Consider the following 16,027-nt stretch of genomic DNA (forward strand, 5'->3'; position numbering starts at 1 on the left):
CCACCTCCCGGACCCAGCCCCGGACGAAAGCCCGCCCCCGGACGAAGGACCGGGCTGGAATCCCGACCTGGACCCGCCCCCGGACGACGGACCGGGCCAGGATCCCGACCTGGACCCGCCCGCGGACGACGGACCGGGCCAGGATCCCGAACTGGACCCGCCCGCGGACCCGGGCTGGAATCCCGACCTGGACCTCCCCCCAGACCCCGACCGGGACCCCAACCTGGACTTGCCGCCGGATCCCTTCCCCGACTGGCACGAATTCACGGCCCGGCATCCCGGGCCCGCTGAGGCCGGGCACCAGGGCTGGTCAGCGCCTTCCGATGACCCAACCCCGGAACCATTCCTGTCCCGATGTGCCTGAAGGACCCGTTGCTTCTGTAGGCGCGAACATCCAACCAAGTGCTAAGCGCGGTCATCCAACCACGTCGCTGGCACCCGGGGACCAGGGCCTGTCTGCCTATTTATCGGTGACGGGTTGGCATGGTGGACCTGGTCGCGGACTGGCCTCTTGGCAGCTGCCCAGCGGCGCGGTCGAAACGTGGATGCCGGGTTCCGACGGGAGGCCGTCTGATCGCTGAAGGCACTAGCTGCCCAGGCGGGAAGCGTCGCTTAAGCGATGTCGCGCACGCCGCCCGGCGCGGGTCGGGGCTGGTGTTCAACCGGGCAGCCGGCGTCGGCCGCTCTTGCCACGGGCTGCTCGACCGTGATGCCGTACAGCGCCTCAAGGGCGGCCACGTAGTTTTCCTGCTGGCCGTTCGCGGCGAGCTCGCGGGCCCGGACCGTGGGGACGTGCAGCAGCTGCTTGACCATGCGGCGGAGCGCGAACTCGACTTCCTCGGCCGCGGCAGTGCAACCGTGGCGGGCCCGCACCTTTTCCATTTCCGCGTCCAGCACGTCCATGGTGTGCCGGCGCAGGGCGACGATGGCCGAATCCACCGAGCGTGCCTCGCGTTCCTGCTCGAACGCGCTGGCGGCGCCGGCCACTATGCTGCTGGCCTGGGCCAGCGATTCGGACTGTTCCTGCGGGGCGGCCAGGCGGACCGATTCCAGCGTGAGCAGTTCGACGTCGTCGAGTCCGCCGACGGCGGGATCAAAATCGTGCGTGAGGGCAAGGTCGATGGCGATCAGGGGCTGGGGCGAGGAGGCCCGGACCCTCGCCAGTTCGGATGCCTCAACGCGGGTGTCGGAACCGCTGCAGCCGATCATGACGTCGGCGGCGGCGACGGCGGCGGGGAGGCTGTCGCCGTCCAGCGCGGTCCCACCCCGGGTGGCGACGAAACCGGCGGCACGGCCGGAGGACGAGTACACAGACACGTCCGTGCAGCCGCGCTCACGCAGCAGCGACATGGTGGCGCCGGCGTAGGCGCCGGTGCCGAACACCACGACCTTTTTGGTGGACCAGTCGGGGACTTCGGACAGTTCGGTGGCGAGGTCGAGGGCAACGGAGACCACCGAGAGGCCGCGGGCGCCCAGGGCGGTCTGCGCTCCGACGTCCTTCGCGGCCTTCGACGCAGCCTGGAAGAGTCGGACAAGGCCGGCGCTGGCCGTTCCTTCGTGCTGGGCCTTAATCAAGGCCCGGCGGACCTGGCCTGCGATTTCGCGTTCCCCGACGACGGCGGAGTCCAGACCGGAGCTGACCGAGAACAGGTGCCGGGTGACGTCAGCGCCCGTGCGGGTGCTGAAGGAACGCGCCACGAGCTGTTCGTTGAGTCCGGTGGAGCCGCTGAGCTGGGCGATGAGGGCCAGGCGGGCATCTTCGACGCCGTCCTGCCGGTGCGCTTCACCGTAAATCTCGAAGCGGTTGCAGGTGGCAAGCACAATGGCACCCGCCACGACCGGCGATCCGGCGAGGGCGGATGTGGCGAGCTCGGAAGCGCCGGTGCTCAGTAGAGCAACGGTTTCGAGGTCGATGTCGGCGTGGGTCGCCACCAGAGAAAAAAGAACCACAACATCACAATCATAGCTTTTTCGTTTCCCTGTAGAACAACAGCCTGGCGTGCGACTGCCCACGCGGGGCTGTGATTCCCGCCACGGCCGGGGCGCAGACCGGGCGCGGCCCGTGCCGGTGACAGGCTGTCGTTATCTTTTGGAGCTGATTTTCGGCACAATCGAAGTCATGACTCCTCGCGCTGCGGCAACTCCTGAACTCTCCGGCCTCGACGCCGGGCACCCTCTGATGGACGGCCGCACCGCGGATTCCCCGCTGATCACCGCCTACCGCGGCGGCAAACCCTCCCGCCGCCCGGTGTGGTTCATGCGCCAGGCCGGCCGCTCGCTGCCCGAATACCTCAAGCTGCGCGAGGGGGTCGCGATGCTGGACTCCTGCCTGCGGCCGGAACTGGCCTCCGAGATCACCCTGCAGCCAGTCCGCCGCCACGACGTCGACGCGGCCATCTTCTTCTCCGACATCGTCATCCCGCTCAAGCTGGCCGGCGTCGGCGTGGACATCGTTCCCGGCGTCGGTCCCGTGCTGGAGAAGCCGGTCCGCACGGCGGCCGACGTCGCCGCCCTGCCCCAGCTGACCTGGGAAGCCCTCGAGCCCATCCGCGAGGCCGTCCGGCTCACCGTTGCCCAGCTGGGCAAAACCCCGCTGATCGGCTTCGCCGGCGCGCCGTTCACGCTCGCGGCCTACATGGTCGAAGGGAAGCCCTCCCGGGACCACCTCGGCCCGCGCACCATGATGCACGCCGACCCGGAGACCTGGACCGCGCTGGCCAACTGGGCCGCGGACGCCTCCGGCATGTTCCTCCGGGCCCAGCTGGAAGCCGGCGCTTCCGCCGGCCAACTCTTCGACTCCTGGGCCGGGTCCCTAGGCCTGGCCGACTACAAACGCTTCGTCGCCCCGGCATCCTCCCGCGCCCTGGACCACGTGCGTGACCTCGGCGCCCCGCTGATCCACTTCGGCACCGGCACCTCGGAGCTGCTCGTCGCCATGCACGACGTCGGCGTCGACGTCGTCGGGGTGGACTACCGGCTGCCGCTGGATGAAGCCAACCGCAGGCTGGGCGGCACGGTGCCGCTGCAGGGCAACATCGACCCGGCCCTGCTGTCCGCGCCGTGGGAGGTGCTGGAGGCCCATGTCCGCGACGTCATCGCCGCCGGGGCCGCAGCCCCCGGCCACGTGCTGAACCTCGGCCACGGTGTGCCGCCGGAAACCGATCCCGACGTGCTGACGCGCGTCGTCGCGCTCATTCACTCGATCTCCCCGGAGTAAGCGGATGGAGGCCGCCCGCGGCACCGCCGGGGACACCGCAGGGCCCACCGCCGTGGTGGTGGGCGGCGGGATCGCCGGCCTGCTGGCCGCCCGCGAACTGGCCCGCGCCGGCGTCCGCACCACGGTCCTGGAGGCCTCCGGCGCGTGGGGAGGCTGCGTCGGCAGCCACGTCGTGGCAGGCCTGACCCTGGACAGCGGCGCCGAGTCGTTCGCCACCCGCTCCTCGGCCGTCGCCGATCTTGCCGCCGAACTGGGTCTGGCCGGGAAGATCGTCGCCCCGCAGCCGGGCGGCGCCTGGGTCCAGTTGCCCGACGGCCCGCGCGAACTTCCCCGCACCGGAGTCCTTGGCATCCCGGCCAACCCCTGGGATCCGGAAGTCCGCCGCTCCCTCGGCCTGCTTGGTTCGCTCCGGGCCTCGCTCGACAAGCTGCTGCCCGCCTCAATGGGCACCCGGGAGCAGGCCACGAGCGTCTCGGCCCTGGTGCGCGCCCGGATGGGCCGGCGCGTGCTCGACCGGCTCGTGGCGCCCGTCGTTGGCGGGGTCCACTCCGCGGACCCGGACGTGCTCGACATCGACATGGTGGCCCCCGGCTTGCGCGCCGGGGTCCGGGACCACGGCTCCCTCGCCGCCGCCGTCGCGGCGCAACGTCGCGGCGCCCCGACGCGGGGAGGGTCTGTCCCCGGGGCGCCGTCCCCGGGGCTGCAGAAGGCGGGATCGGCCGTCGCGGGACTGCGCGGCGGAATGCACACCCTGATCCCGGCCCTGCTGGCGGAGCTGCGCCGCCAGGGCGTGACGCTGTTCGGCGGCACCCGGGCCGACTCCGTGGAGCGCATTGCCGGCGGCTGGCGGGTCACCGCGGGCGGCACCGCCCACGACGCCGGGTTGCTGGTCGTCGCCGTGGAAGGCCCGGCCGCCATCGAACTGCTCGCCGGTGCGCTGCCGGAGCTGGCCGGCCACCGCCCCGAGCCCGGACCCGACGTCAGCCTGGTCACCCTCGTGGTGGACCTGCCCCAGCTCGATGCCCGGCCACGCGGCACCGGAGTCCTGGTCGCGCCGCAGAGCCCCGGAATCCAGGCCAAGGCCCTCACCCACGCCACCGCCAAGTGGGAGTGGCTGGCCGAGCAGACCGGCCCCGGCACCCACGTTGTCCGGCTGTCCTACGGCCGCGGTGACACCCGGCACGGAGCCGCGGTCCGGCCGGAGCCCGGCACCGACTCGGAGCTGTTCGAGGCAGCCTTGAGCGACGCCTCCGCCCTGCTCTCCGTTCCGGTCACCGCCGGCGACGTGGTGGACTGGGACGTTGTGCGCTGGGGCGGTGCGCTGCCGTTCGCCTCGCTCGGACACAAGCGCCGCGTCGCGGCCGTGCGCAGCATCTGCGCGGCTGACGGCACCCTGGCAATAGTGGGCGGCTGGCTGTCCGGCAACGGCCTGGCCGCGATCGTGGCCGACACCCCGCACCAGGTCCGGCAGCTGCTGCCCTGAGTGGTGCCGGAGCCCGTTATCCGGGCACCGCCCGGGCCGCGGGCACCCACAATAACCGGGAAACAGCAAATTTTTCCCCGCCTGCCCTGACGGCTAAGGTCGATGACCATGGTTACTCAAAGGTCCAACGTCCCCAAAACGCAGACCGGTCACCATGGGGGACTTCGGCGCGGCACGGCGGCTGCCGCGCTCGGAGTGGTGCTGGCCCTCTCCGCAGGCGCGCCCGCCGCGTCCGCGGCCACAGGTGCTTCCGCTTCCGCCTCAGTTGCCGGCGTGACGGACCTGCAGTCCCTTGACCTCGCCGGCCTGGTTGACGGATTGCTGGCTCCGTCGAAGCACCCCGCACCGAGCCCCACTCCCGCCAGTTCCTGGCCGCAGCCGGCGTCCTCCGAGGACACTGACGAGCCGGATCCCAGCCGCAGCCCCAAGCCGTCGCCCAGCCGGACCGTCCCGCCGCCGCCCGAAGCGCCGCAGCCCGTAGCGCCAGCCGTGCCGGCGGTGCCTGCGGGACCGCAGCCCGCCGCTTCGGTTCCGGCCCAGCCGGCGGTTCCAGACCCGCGCGGATCCATCGCGGAACCGGTACCGGCCGCTGAAGTTCCCACCAAAACGCCGGCCCTCACCGAAACCCCGGGCCTCACCGAAACGCCAGCACGGCCGTCGAACACGGACACTGCTTCCCCGGCAGCCACGGCCGGCCCCGCGACGGCGGCCGGGCCCCGCTCCGGGAGCACCTCGATGGAGGCGACCTCGACCCGGGAACCGGCCGGAGACTCGCCGTTGCTCGGCCTGGGCATCGGCCTGGTGGCACTGTCCTGCGCCGCCGGCGTCGTGGTCCTGCGGCTGCGCCGGGTCTGACGTCCCGTCGGTCGCCCCCCGGCGCGCCGAATCGGTCACCGGAATCCCCAGCGATGTGAAATAAAGCACTTCTACGCGCTGTAGAAGTGCTTCATTTCGACTTCACTGAGGGGAAGGGGCAGACTGGTATCCATGAGCCACACTTCTGCCGAAACTGTCACTAAAACTGAATCCGCCAGCGAAGAATCAGCCGAGCAGTTCTTCACCCTCTGGACGGTTTTCAAGCGCTCCGCCGACGTCCTCCGCAGCGGCGATGCTGCCGGGGAATACGAAGCCCTCACCGCACGGCTGGCCGAGGCTGGCGTGGTCCACCGCGGCAGCTACGACGTTTCAGCAATGCGCGCGGATGCCGACATCATGGTCTGGCTGCACGGGCCCCAGCCGGAAGCCCTGCAGCGTGCGGTCCGCGACATCCGCCGCAGCAAGCTGTTCACCGGCACCGAGATCGCCTGGTCCGCCATGGGCGTGCACCGGGAAGCCGAGTTCGCGAAGAACCACACGCCCGCCTTCTCGCGCGGGGTGGAGCCGGCAGAGTGGCTCTGCGTCTACCCCTTCGTCCGCTCCTACGAGTGGTACCTGCTGCCCGACGCCGAGCGCGGCGCGATGCTGCGCGACCACGGCCTGCTGGGCCGGGACTTCCCCCAGGTCATTTCCAACACGGTGTCCTCCTTCGCCCTCGGCGACTGGGAATGGATCCTGGGCCTTGAAGCCCCCGAACTGGTGGACCTCGTGGACCTGATGCGGCACCTGCGCGCCACCGAAGCCCGCCACCACGTCCGCGAGGAAATCCCGTTCTACACCGGCCGCCGGGTCACCGCCGCCGAGATTGCCGAGGTCCTGTCATGAGCCCGTTGGATCCGCAGAGCGCTGTCGCAGCCGACACCACCATCAACGAGGTGACCGAAGCCGGCCGGATGGCCCCGAAGGCCTTCGACGCTGTCCTGCTCGCCTCCTTCGGCGGCCCGGAAGGCCAGGACGACGTCCTTCCGTTCCTGCGCAACGTCACCCGGGGCCGCGGCATCCCGGACGAGCGCCTCGAGGCGGTCTCGCACCACTACCGCGCCAACGGCGGCATCAGCCCGATCAACCAGCAGAACCGCGAGCTCAAGGCCGGCCTTGAGGCCGAACTCGCCGCCCGCGGCATCGACCTGCCGGTCTTCTGGGGCAACCGCAACTGGGCCCCCTACATCCCGCAGACCCTCCAGGACATCTACGACGCCGGCCACCGCAAGGTCCTGATGCTCACCACCAGCGCCTACTCCTGCTACTCCAGCTGCCGCCAGTACCGCGAGGACATCGGCATTGGGCTGACCGAAACCGGCCTGGACGGACGGCTCGAAGTCGACAAGGTCCGCCAGTACTTCGACCACCCCGGCTTCGTCGAGCCGTTCGTGGAAGGCACCGCTGCCGGCCTGGCCGACGTCCGCGCCCAACTTGCCGCGGCCGGCACCCCGGACGCGCCGGTCCACATCCTGTTCGCCACACACTCCATCCCCACCCGCGACGCCGAAGCAGCAGGCCGCTCCGACGCCGAACCGCGCCACTTCGAGGAAGACTCCGCCTACGTCGCGCAGCACCTTGCATCCGGCACGGAGATCATCCGCCGGGTGGAGGACGCGACCGGCGACACCGCACCCTGGTCCCTCGTCTACCAGTCCCGTTCCGGCGCGCCACACGTGCCGTGGCTGGAACCGGACATCAACGACGCCATCGAGGAACTCGCCGGCCAAGGCGTGAAGGGCATCGTCATCGTCCCGCTCGGCTTCGTCAGCGACCACATGGAAGTCGTGTGGGACCTCGACACCGAGGCCCTGGAAACCTGCGCCAAGCTGGAGCTGGCCGCAACGCGGGTGCCCACGCCCGGGACGCACCGGAAGTTCGTGGGCGGGCTCGTGGACCTGATCTGCGAGCGGACCGCGGCCAACAACATCGCCGACCGCCCGCACCTGACCAAGCTCGGCCCGTGGTACGACGTCTGCCGTCCGGGGTGCTGCGCCAACTTCCGCGGCGAAAAGCCGACCATTGCGGGCGCCGACACCACCAACGGCACCGGCCACGACCCCTACCCGGCCACCGCTGCCGCCGGAACACCCGCTTCGGCGGCGGATCAGGACGCATTGTGAGCGTCCGGATCGGAACCCGCGCCAGCAAACTCGCCGTCACCCAGACGCAGCAGACCGCGGACCAGCTGGCCGCCGTCGGCGGGTTCCCCGTGGAGCTGGTGCACATCCGCACCGACGGCGACGTCCTGACCGGGTCGCTGTCCCAGATGGGCGGCACCGGCGTCTTCGTCGTTGCCCTGCGCGATGCCCTGCTGAAGGACCGCTGCGACGTCGCGGTGCACTCGCTTAAGGACCTCCCCACCGGGGCAGCCCTCGGGCTGACGCTGGCGGCGACGCCGAAACGCGCCGACGTCCGTGATGTGCTCTGCGCCCGTGACGGGCTCAAGCTCGCGGACCTGCCCACGGGCGCCACCGTTGGCACGGGCTCGCCGCGGCGCGCCGCCCAGCTGCGGGCCGCCCGCCCGGACCTGGACATCCTCGACATCCGCGGCAACGTGGACACCCGGCTCGGCCGGGTTCCCGGGCTGCCCGGCAACAGCACCGCGGCCGTGGTCGAGGGCAAGAGCTGCGATCTTGACGCCGTCGTGCTCGCCGCCGCCGGGCTGCACCGGATCGGCCGGCTCGACGCCGTCAGCGAGTACCTTGAGACCGAGGTGATGCTTCCCGCCGCCGGGCAGGGTTCCCTCGCCATCGAATGCCGTTCTGCTGACGCGCCGCGCAAGGCGGGTTCCACCGAAGGCTCGCAGGGCGTGCTCGCGCAGGCCCTCGCCGCCCTCGACGACCCCGACACCCGGCTTGCCATCACTGCCGAACGCGCGCTCCTGGCCCGCCTCGAAGCCGGCTGTGCCGCGCCGGTGGGCGCCCACGCCTTCCGCAAGGGCAGCCTGCTGTACCTCGAGGCCGTGGTCTGCGCCGTCGACGGAACAGCCTCGGTCCGGGACAAGAAGGCCACCGACGGACTCACCGAGGTCGGGGCCACCCTGCTCGGGATTGAGCTCGCCGAAATCCTGCTGGCCCGCGGCGCCGCTGACATCGCGGACCTGGCCGCCTCCTGAACGGCGGAAACCATCAGGTCATGGGACGGCACAGCGGCCGCAACGACAGCGGCCGCAACGACACCGGCCGCAACGACACCGACGGCGACGCCGTGACGCGGGTGCCCGAGGGTGCCCGGGTTCTCGTCGCGCGCAGCCCGGACCGTGCCGGGGACCTGGTTGCGGCGCTGCGCAAGGTGGGCGCCGATCCGCTGCTGCTGCCGCTGATCGATTTCGAGCTCGCCCGGGACCAGCACTCCCTGGACGTCGCCTTCGATGCCCTCGGCGCCGGCGCCTACGCGTGGCTCGTGATCAGCAGCGTGACCACGGTCCAGGCGCTCGAGGCCAAGGCCGCAGAGCGGGGAACGACCCTCAGCCGCTGGCTGCCGGGCAGTCTTCTCGTGGCCACGATCGGGCCCGCAACACGCCTTTTCCTCGAATCCCGGGGAGTGGTCGTCGACCTGGCGCCCACGGGCCAGCAGTCCGGGGCCGGACTGCTCGATATCTGGCCCGAGCACCAGGGCAGCGTGCTCCTGCCGCAGGCCGACATCGCCGACCCCCGGCTCCGCCGCGGGCTGCAGGCCCGGGGCGCCTTCGTGCAGGCCGTGACCGCATACCGCACCGTGGACTACCCGGCCGACCCGCGCCGGAGCCTCGCCGCGTGCCAGCCCGCCACCCCGAACGGGTACAATGCCGCCGCTGGCGCGGACAGGGACAAAGCCGCCGCCGTGCTCACCCCGGAGCAGGCGAAAGCCGAAATCGGCGCAGGCCGGCTCGCCGCCGTCGTCGCCGCTTCCCCCAGCGCGGCCCGGCGCATCCACGAGGACCTCGCCCCGCTGGGCGGCTGCCGCTTCGTCGCGATCGGACGGTCCACTGCCGCCGAGGCTGAGTCGCTCGGCCTCGCCGTCGCCGCCGTGGCCGAGGCGCCCACCGCCTCCGGCCTGGTGGCCGCCGTCGTCCGGTCCCTGGCCGCCCCGCCGTCCCCACCACCTCAGCCCGCAGCAGAGCCCACAGCACCACCTGCAGAGCCCACAGCACCACCTGCAGAGCCCACAGCAAAGGACACCGTATGAGCTTTCCGACCCACCGCCCCCGCCGGCTCCGCACCACCCCGGCCATGCGCAGGCTGACGGCCGAACACCGGCTGTCGGCTTCGGAACTCATCCTGCCCGCGTTCATCCGGGAAGGCCTGACCGAGCCGAACCCCATCGCCTCGATGCCCGGCGTGCAGCAGCACACCACGGACAGCCTGAAGCGCGCCGCCAGTGAGGCCGTGGCCCTCGGCGTCGGCGGCATCATGCTCTTCGGCATCCCCGCCGTCCGTGACGCGGCCGGCACCGCCTCACTGGACCCCGACGGCGTGCTGAACAAGGCGATCCGGGACGTCCGGGCGGAGGTCGGGGACGAGCTGGTCATCATGAGCGACGTCTGCCTGGACGAATTCACCGACCACGGGCACTGCGGTGTCCTCGACGCCCACGGCTACGTGGACAACGACGCCACCCTCGAGATTTACGGCCGGATGGCCGTGGCCCAGGCGGAGGCCGGCGCCCACGTGCTCGGCCCGTCCGGGATGATGGACGGCCAGATCGGTGTGATCCGGCAGGCCCTGGAGGACTCCGGCCACACCAACACCGCGGTCGTCGCCTACGCCGCGAAATACGCCTCGGCGTTCTACGGGCCGTTCCGCGAAGCCGTGGATTCCCAGCTCAAGGGTGACCGCCGCACCTACCAGATGGACGCCGCGAACCGCCGCGAAGCCATCCTCGAAGTGGAGCTGGACCTCGCCGAGGGCGCCGACATGGTCATGGTGAAGCCGGCCATGAGCTACCTCGACATCCTCGCCGACGTCGCCGCCATGAGTTCCGTGCCGGTCGCCGCCTACCAGATCTCCGGCGAGTACTCGATGATCGAGGCCGCCGCCGCCAACGGCTGGATCGACCGCCGGGCCGCGATCACCGAATCCGTGCTGGGCATCAAACGTGCCGGGGCCAACATGGTCCTGACGTACTGGGCGAGCGAACTCGCCGGCTGGCTGAAGGAGTCCTGATGAGCGCAGTGACCGGCCCGGCCTCCGGGTCCAACCCCACGGCGCCGGTGGGCCCGGGGCGCATCCTCCTGGGCCTGAACACCTTCGGCGACGTCGGGGTCTTCCCCGACGGGCAACCGGTCCCGCATGCCCAGGTGTTGCGCCAGCTGCTGGAACAGGCCGAACTCGCGGACGACGTGGGACTCCATGCCTTCGGCGTAGGGGAGCACCACCGCCGCGACTTCGCCGTGTCCGCCCCCGAGGTGTTCCTCGCCGCGGCGGCCGCCCGGACCAAAAGGATCCGGCTCGGCTCGGCCGTCACCGTCCTGAGCTCCGATGATCCCATCCGTGTGTTCCAGCGCTTCTCTACCGTGGACGCCATCTCCAGCGGCCGGGCCGAGGTCATGCTGGGCCGCGGCTCGTTCGTCGAGTCCTTCCCGCTCTTCGGCCTCGACCTGGCCAACTACGAGGTCCTGTTCGAGGAGAAGCTCGAACTGTTCGACAAGGCCCGCGCCCAGCAGCCCATCCACTGGGAGGGCCGCACCCGCCCGGCCATCAACGGGCTCAGCGCCTACCCGCCGCTGGAACACCACTTGCTGCCCGCCTGGATCGGGGTCGGCGGGACGCCCGAATCGGTGCTGCGCTGCGCCGAGTACGGTTACCCAATCATCTTCGCGATCATCGGCGGACAGCCGCGGTCCTTCGCTCCGCTGGCGAACCTCTACCGCGAGGCAATGGCGAAATACGGCCACCCGATGCAGCAGATGGCCACGCATTCACCCGGCTACGTTGCCGAGACCGATGAGGAGGCGCGGGAGGAATTCTTCCCGCACTGGCTCGGCCAGCGTAACCTGATCGGCGCCGAGCGCGGCTGGGGCCCGGGCAGCCGGGCCGAGTTCGACGCCATGTGCACCCCCGAGGGCGCCCTCTACGTCGGCTCCCCGGACACCGTGGCCGCGAAGATCGTGCTGCTCAAGAAGAACCTGGCCGTGGACCGCTTCGACCTCAAGTACAGCAACGGCACCCTGCCGCACAAGGCGATGATGCGCTCGATCGAGCTGTTCGGCACCGAGGTGGCCCCCCGGGTGGCCACCCGGCTGACCGCGGCCGCCCCGCAAGACTGACCTGAAAGAATAGGAACCATGACTTCCAGCCATCCTCGCAACGAGGAACTCTTTGCCCGCGCCCGCACGCTGATGCCGGGCGGCGTCAACTCGCCCGTCCGTGCGTTCGGTTCGGTCGGCGGGACGCCCCGTTTTATGGTCTCCGCCAAGGGTCCGTACCTGACCGATGCCGACGGCGCCGAATACGTCGACCTGGTCTGCTCCTGGGGCCCGGCACTGCTGGGACATGCCCACCCGGCGGTCCTCGCCGCCGTGCACGCCGCGGTGGACCGCGGGCTGTCCTTCGGGGCATCCACCCCGGACGAGGCCAACCTCGCGGCGCTCGTCCAGGAACGCGTCCCCGCCGCCGAACGCGTCCGGATGGTCTCCACCGGCACCGAGGCGACCATGACCGCCGTCCGGCTGGCCCGCGGCTTCACCGGCCGTGACCTCATCATCAAGTTCGCCGGCTGCTACCACGGCCACCTCGACGGGCTGCTTGCCGCCGCCGGCTCCGGTCTCGCCACCCTCGCGCTTCCGGGCTCCGCCGGCGTCACGGCCGCCACCGCCGCCGAAACCCTGGTGCTGCCCTACAACGACCTCGCCGCCGTCGAGGCCGCCTTCGCCAAGCACGGCGACAACATCGCCGCCGTCATCACCGAGGCGGCCCCCGCCAACATGGGTGTTGTCACCCCGGGGGAGGGCTTCAACGCGGGACTGTCCCGCATCACCCGCGAACACGGCGCCCTGCTGATCCTCGACGAGGTCCTCACCGGCTTCCGCACCGGGTACTCCGGCTACTGGGGACTCACCGGCGGGGCGGCTGACGCGGCCGAGCCGTGGACCCCGGACCTGCTCACCTTCGGCAAGGTCATCGGCGGCGGGATGCCGACGGCGGCCCTCGCCGGCCGCGCCGAGGTCATGGACTACCTCGCGCCGCTGGGCCCGGTGTACCAAGCCGGCACGCTGTCCGGCAACCCGGTGGCGATGGCCGCCGGCGTCGCGACCCTCACGCACGCCACCGCCGAGGTCTACTCCTTCGTGGACGCCCGCTCGCTCGAGCTCTCCGCGGCCCTGTCGGCGGCCCTGGACACAGCAGGGGTGGGCCACTCCATCCAGCGCGCCGGGAACCTGTTCTCGGTGGCCTTCGGCACGTCCGCCCGCGGCGTGCACAACTACGACGACGCCCAGGGCCAGGAAGTATTCCGCTACGCGCCGTTCTTCCACTCCATGCTGGACTCCGGGGTGTACCTGCCGCCGTCGGTCTTCGAAGCCTGGTTCCTGTCCGCAGCGCACGACGACGCCGCGATGAACCGGATCTTCGATGCCCTGCCCGCCGCCGCCAAGGCCGCCGCCGCCGCCCGGGCCTGATCCCGAAGGCTGTACCGCCACGGACGCCGGTTCCGAGGCGTCGTTAAACACTGAGGGCACCCGCCGCGGCGGGTGCCCTCAGTGTTTTTTGCTGCCGCTCAGCTGGCTAGAGGACGTCCGAAAGGAAGCCCTGGAGCCGTTCCGTCTGCGGGTTCGTGAAGAGCTGTTCCGGCGGACCGGATTCCACGACGACCCCGGCGTCCATAAAGGTGACGGTGTCCGAGACATTGCGGCAGAAGCCCATCTCGTGCGTCACAACAACCATGGTCATGCCGCCCTCGGCGAGGTCGGCCATCAGTGCCAGGACGCCCTTGACGAGCTCCGGGTCGAGGGCCGAGGTGGCCTCGTCGAAGAACATCACTTCCGGCTTCATGGCCAGCGCCCGCGCGATTGCCACGCGCTGCTGCTGGCCGCCGGAGAGGTTGGCCGGACGGGCGTCCGCCTTGTGCTTGAGCCCGACGAGGTCGAGCTGGGCGAGGGCCTCGGCCCGTGCCTGCTCGGCCGGGAGCTTGCGCAGCTTGCGCAGCGCCAGGGAGACATTGTCCGCGACGGTCTTGTGCGGGAACAGGTTGAACTGCTGGAACACCATGCCGATGCGCTGGCGCAGTTCATCCGGATTGTCCTTGAGCACGGACCGCCCGTCCAGCAGGATGTCGCCCTGGTCGGGTTCAATCAGGCGGTTCATCACCCGCAGGAGCGTGGATTTGCCGGACCCGGACGGGCCGATCACCGACGCGGTGGTGCCCGTCTCGACATGGAGGTCAATGCCGCGGAGAACATGGTTCGAGCCAAAGGACAGGTGCAGGTTTTTGCCGGTCAGCGAGCCGGCGGCGAAGTCGCTCATGGCTGAGCTCCCTTCCCGATCAGGGCCGCGGCGTCGTCCGGCTGGGGCTTCTCCGGCCGGCCGGTGCGCAGGCGTTTGTCGATGTAGTTGACCAAGTGGGTGAGAGGGACCGTCAGCAGGAGGTACATCACGGCGGCAGCGATCAGCGGGGAAAGATTTCCCGTGTTGGCTGCAGCGTCGTTGCCGATGCGGAAGATTTCCCGCTGGCTGGCGAGCAGGCCCAGCAGGTAGATCAGGGACGAGTCCTTGATCAGCGAGATGAACTGGTTTACCAGTGCCGGGAGCACGCGGCGGACGCCCTGCGGGATCACGACAAGTTGCATCGATGAGTTGTAGCTGAACCCCAGCGCCCTGGACGCCTCGAGCTGGCCCTTTTCCACGCTCTGGATGCCTGAACGGAAGATCTCACCGATGTAGGCCGACGCCATGAGCGTCAGCGCCAGGATGCCGAGCGGGAACGGGTTCGTGGAACCGGTTAGCTCCCGGATCAAGGGTCCGAGGCCGATCCCGATGAGCAGGATGATCACGATTGCCGGTACGCCGCGGAAAATATCCGTGTAGATCCTGGACAGCAACCGGAGCGCGGTGTTGCGGGACGTACCCATGACGGCCAGGATCATGCCCAGGATGCACCCGAGCACGCCCGAGGAAACCGCCAGGATCAGGGTGTTGGGCAGGCCGACCGTGAGCATGTTCGGAACGACAGCTGCCATCGCCTCCCAGTCAAAGAAAGTCTTTAGGAGTTGATCGAGTGCATCCATGGACTAGGACTTCGGGACGATGACAGCCTTGGAACCCGGGGACCACGTGGCCGGGGTTTCGCGGTCCGGATACCATTCCTTGGTCAGCCTGGACCAGGTGCCATCGGCAATCACGGCGTCGAGACCCGAGTTGAGGGCACCAATGAGGGCCTTGTTGTCCGAGTTCACGGCGTAAGCCGTGAAGTTCTGGGTGTTCACAATGGACTCGGCGATGACCGTGCCATCGCCTTCCTTGACCTGGCCCGTGGCCTGCTGGGACGGAGCGACCCAGGCGTCCACCTGGCCGTTCTTCAGGTTGGCGTAGGCCGTGTTGTAGTCCTCGAAGCGGACCGGCTCGATCTGCAGGGTGTTGGTGACGTAGTCATCCTGCACCGTGCCCTGGACGACGGCGATGCGGGTGTCCTTGGTCAGGTCCTTGAAGCCCTTGACCTTATCGTCCTCCTTGGCGACAACGGCCATGTAACCGAAGTCGTAGCCGTTGGTGAATCCGACGGTCTTGCGCCGGGCATCCGTGGTGGAGATCGAGGAGGATCCAAGATCGAACTGCTTGTTCTGGACCTGGGAAAGCAGGGACGCGAAGCCGGTCGCCTTGAACTCGACCTCGAGGCCGAGCTTTGCAGCGATGGCGCGCAACAGTTCGTTGTCGTAGCCGGTGAACTTGCCGGACTCGTCGATGTAGATGTTCGGCGGGGCGTCCGAGAGCGTTCCGACGGTGAGGGTTCCCTCGCTCAGCAGGCCGAGCTGGGACTTGTCGATCTGGTCCAGGGGAGTGACGTCCGCGGTCGTGTACTTGTCCAGGGAGGTCTGGTCGCTGCCGGCGAGGGCATCTGTGGGCGTTCCGCTCGGCGCGGCTGCTCCGCCGCCGCATGCGGCGAGCGAGACGGCGACGGCGATCGCTACGGGAACCGTCGTCAGCCACTTCAGGGCTTTGTTTTTCATCACGCAATCACTTTCATCGGACGATTATTGGGGATCGGGGGCCGCGCAACGCCCCCGGCCTCGGCGCCTCGGCGCAGGCAGGGGCAGGCAAGCCTGCGAAATATAATTGTTTCACCCGACACGAAGGCTGGTTGAATCCGAATTAGTGCGCGATGAATGATCCCTTTATCGAATCCGATTCACAGGGGAGAGCTATCGCCCTCGATCTGGGCGGCGCTGTGCGGGCAGGGCGGAATGATTGCCGGAGGCAGCCTCGGCCGCCGGAAGGGCCCGGTTGTGTGAGATCCGTCGCAAACGCTGGAATTGCGGGCCCAGGGCCCCTATTTAC

General features: G+C 69.9%; 14 protein-coding genes and 1 pseudogene. 11 read left to right on the forward strand and 4 right to left on the reverse strand.

From position 1 onward, the window contains the following. A pseudogene (locus tag QK291_RS10510) lies at positions 1 to 364 on the forward strand (hypothetical protein); the annotation flags it as partial. A 248-nt stretch (positions 365 to 612) separates the two neighbouring features. Here the strand turns inward: QK291_RS10510 and QK291_RS10515 are convergent. Next, positions 613 to 1,950, reverse strand: a complete 1,338-nt coding sequence (locus QK291_RS10515) for a glutamyl-tRNA reductase (protein WP_282381519.1) — start codon at positions 1,948 to 1,950, stop codon at positions 613 to 615. A gap of 169 nt (positions 1,951 to 2,119) precedes the next feature. On the opposite strand from QK291_RS10515, the gene hemE reads away from it, so the two are divergent. The 10 genes from hemE (at position 2,120) to hemL (ending at position 13,155) form a co-directional block, all read left to right on the forward strand. After that, complete coding sequence (hemE, locus tag QK291_RS10520; protein WP_282381521.1) at positions 2,120 to 3,217, forward strand: uroporphyrinogen decarboxylase; 1,098 nt, start codon at positions 2,120 to 2,122, stop codon at positions 3,215 to 3,217. Positions 3,218 to 3,221: 4 nt separating this feature from the next. Then, the gene (locus tag QK291_RS10525; protein ID WP_282381523.1) at positions 3,222 to 4,700 is read left to right on the forward strand and encodes an FAD-dependent oxidoreductase; all 1,479 of its coding nucleotides are present in this window, start codon (positions 3,222 to 3,224) and stop codon (positions 4,698 to 4,700) included. 108 nt (positions 4,701 to 4,808) lie between these two features. Beyond that, a complete protein-coding gene (locus QK291_RS10530; protein WP_282381524.1) occupies positions 4,809 to 5,555 on the forward strand; it encodes a hypothetical protein in 747 nt (248 codons plus the stop codon). A 132-nt stretch (positions 5,556 to 5,687) separates the two neighbouring features. Next, positions 5,688 to 6,401 carry a hydrogen peroxide-dependent heme synthase gene (hemQ, locus tag QK291_RS10535; protein ID WP_282381525.1) on the forward strand — a complete coding sequence of 238 codons (714 nt, stop codon included), beginning with the start codon at positions 5,688 to 5,690 and terminating at the stop codon, positions 6,399 to 6,401. Next, the gene (locus QK291_RS10540; protein ID WP_282381527.1) at positions 6,398 to 7,678 is read left to right on the forward strand and encodes a ferrochelatase; all 1,281 of its coding nucleotides are present in this window, start codon (positions 6,398 to 6,400) and stop codon (positions 7,676 to 7,678) included. The genes hemQ and QK291_RS10540 overlap by 4 nt, the downstream gene beginning before the upstream one ends. Further along, positions 7,675 to 8,673, forward strand: coding sequence for a hydroxymethylbilane synthase (hemC, locus tag QK291_RS10545; RefSeq protein ID WP_282381528.1), 999 nt, complete (start codon positions 7,675 to 7,677; stop codon positions 8,671 to 8,673). The genes QK291_RS10540 and hemC overlap by 4 nt, the downstream gene beginning before the upstream one ends. A gap of 20 nt (positions 8,674 to 8,693) precedes the next feature. Next, complete coding sequence (locus QK291_RS10550) at positions 8,694 to 9,725, forward strand: uroporphyrinogen-III synthase (RefSeq protein ID WP_282381530.1); 1,032 nt, start codon at positions 8,694 to 8,696, stop codon at positions 9,723 to 9,725. After that, positions 9,722 to 10,702, forward strand: a complete 981-nt coding sequence (gene hemB / locus QK291_RS10555) for a porphobilinogen synthase (protein WP_282381532.1) — start codon at positions 9,722 to 9,724, stop codon at positions 10,700 to 10,702. The genes QK291_RS10550 and hemB overlap by 4 nt, the downstream gene beginning before the upstream one ends. Next, a complete protein-coding gene (locus tag QK291_RS10560; RefSeq protein WP_282381534.1) occupies positions 10,702 to 11,805 on the forward strand; it encodes an LLM class flavin-dependent oxidoreductase in 1,104 nt (367 codons plus the stop codon). Before hemB ends, QK291_RS10560 begins: the two co-directional genes overlap by 1 nt. An 18-nt stretch (positions 11,806 to 11,823) precedes the next feature. Continuing rightward, a complete protein-coding gene (gene hemL / locus QK291_RS10565; protein ID WP_282381536.1) occupies positions 11,824 to 13,155 on the forward strand; it encodes a glutamate-1-semialdehyde 2,1-aminomutase in 1,332 nt (443 codons plus the stop codon). 106 nt (positions 13,156 to 13,261) lie between these two features. On the opposite strand, the gene QK291_RS10570 is transcribed toward hemL, so the two are convergent. Genes QK291_RS10570 through QK291_RS10580 form a run of 3 tightly spaced genes read right to left on the reverse strand, consistent with a single transcriptional unit; the run spans position 13,262 to position 15,699 of the window. Beyond that, the gene (locus QK291_RS10570) at positions 13,262 to 13,999 is read right to left on the reverse strand and encodes an amino acid ABC transporter ATP-binding protein (protein WP_282381538.1); all 738 of its coding nucleotides are present in this window, start codon (positions 13,997 to 13,999) and stop codon (positions 13,262 to 13,264) included. Further along, entirely contained in the window at positions 13,996 to 14,760 is a 765-nt protein-coding gene (locus tag QK291_RS10575; RefSeq protein ID WP_282381540.1) for an amino acid ABC transporter permease, read from the reverse strand. Before QK291_RS10575 ends, QK291_RS10570 begins: the two co-directional genes overlap by 4 nt. 3 nt (positions 14,761 to 14,763) lie before the next feature. Beyond that, entirely contained in the window at positions 14,764 to 15,699 is a 936-nt protein-coding gene (locus QK291_RS10580; RefSeq protein WP_282381773.1) for an ABC transporter substrate-binding protein, read from the reverse strand. Between the last annotated feature and the right edge of the window lie 328 nt (positions 15,700 to 16,027).

The sequence above is a fragment of the Arthrobacter sp. AL12 genome, assembly GCF_029960645.1.
In the GTDB taxonomy this organism is placed as follows: Bacteria; Actinomycetota; Actinomycetes; order Actinomycetales; family Micrococcaceae; genus Arthrobacter.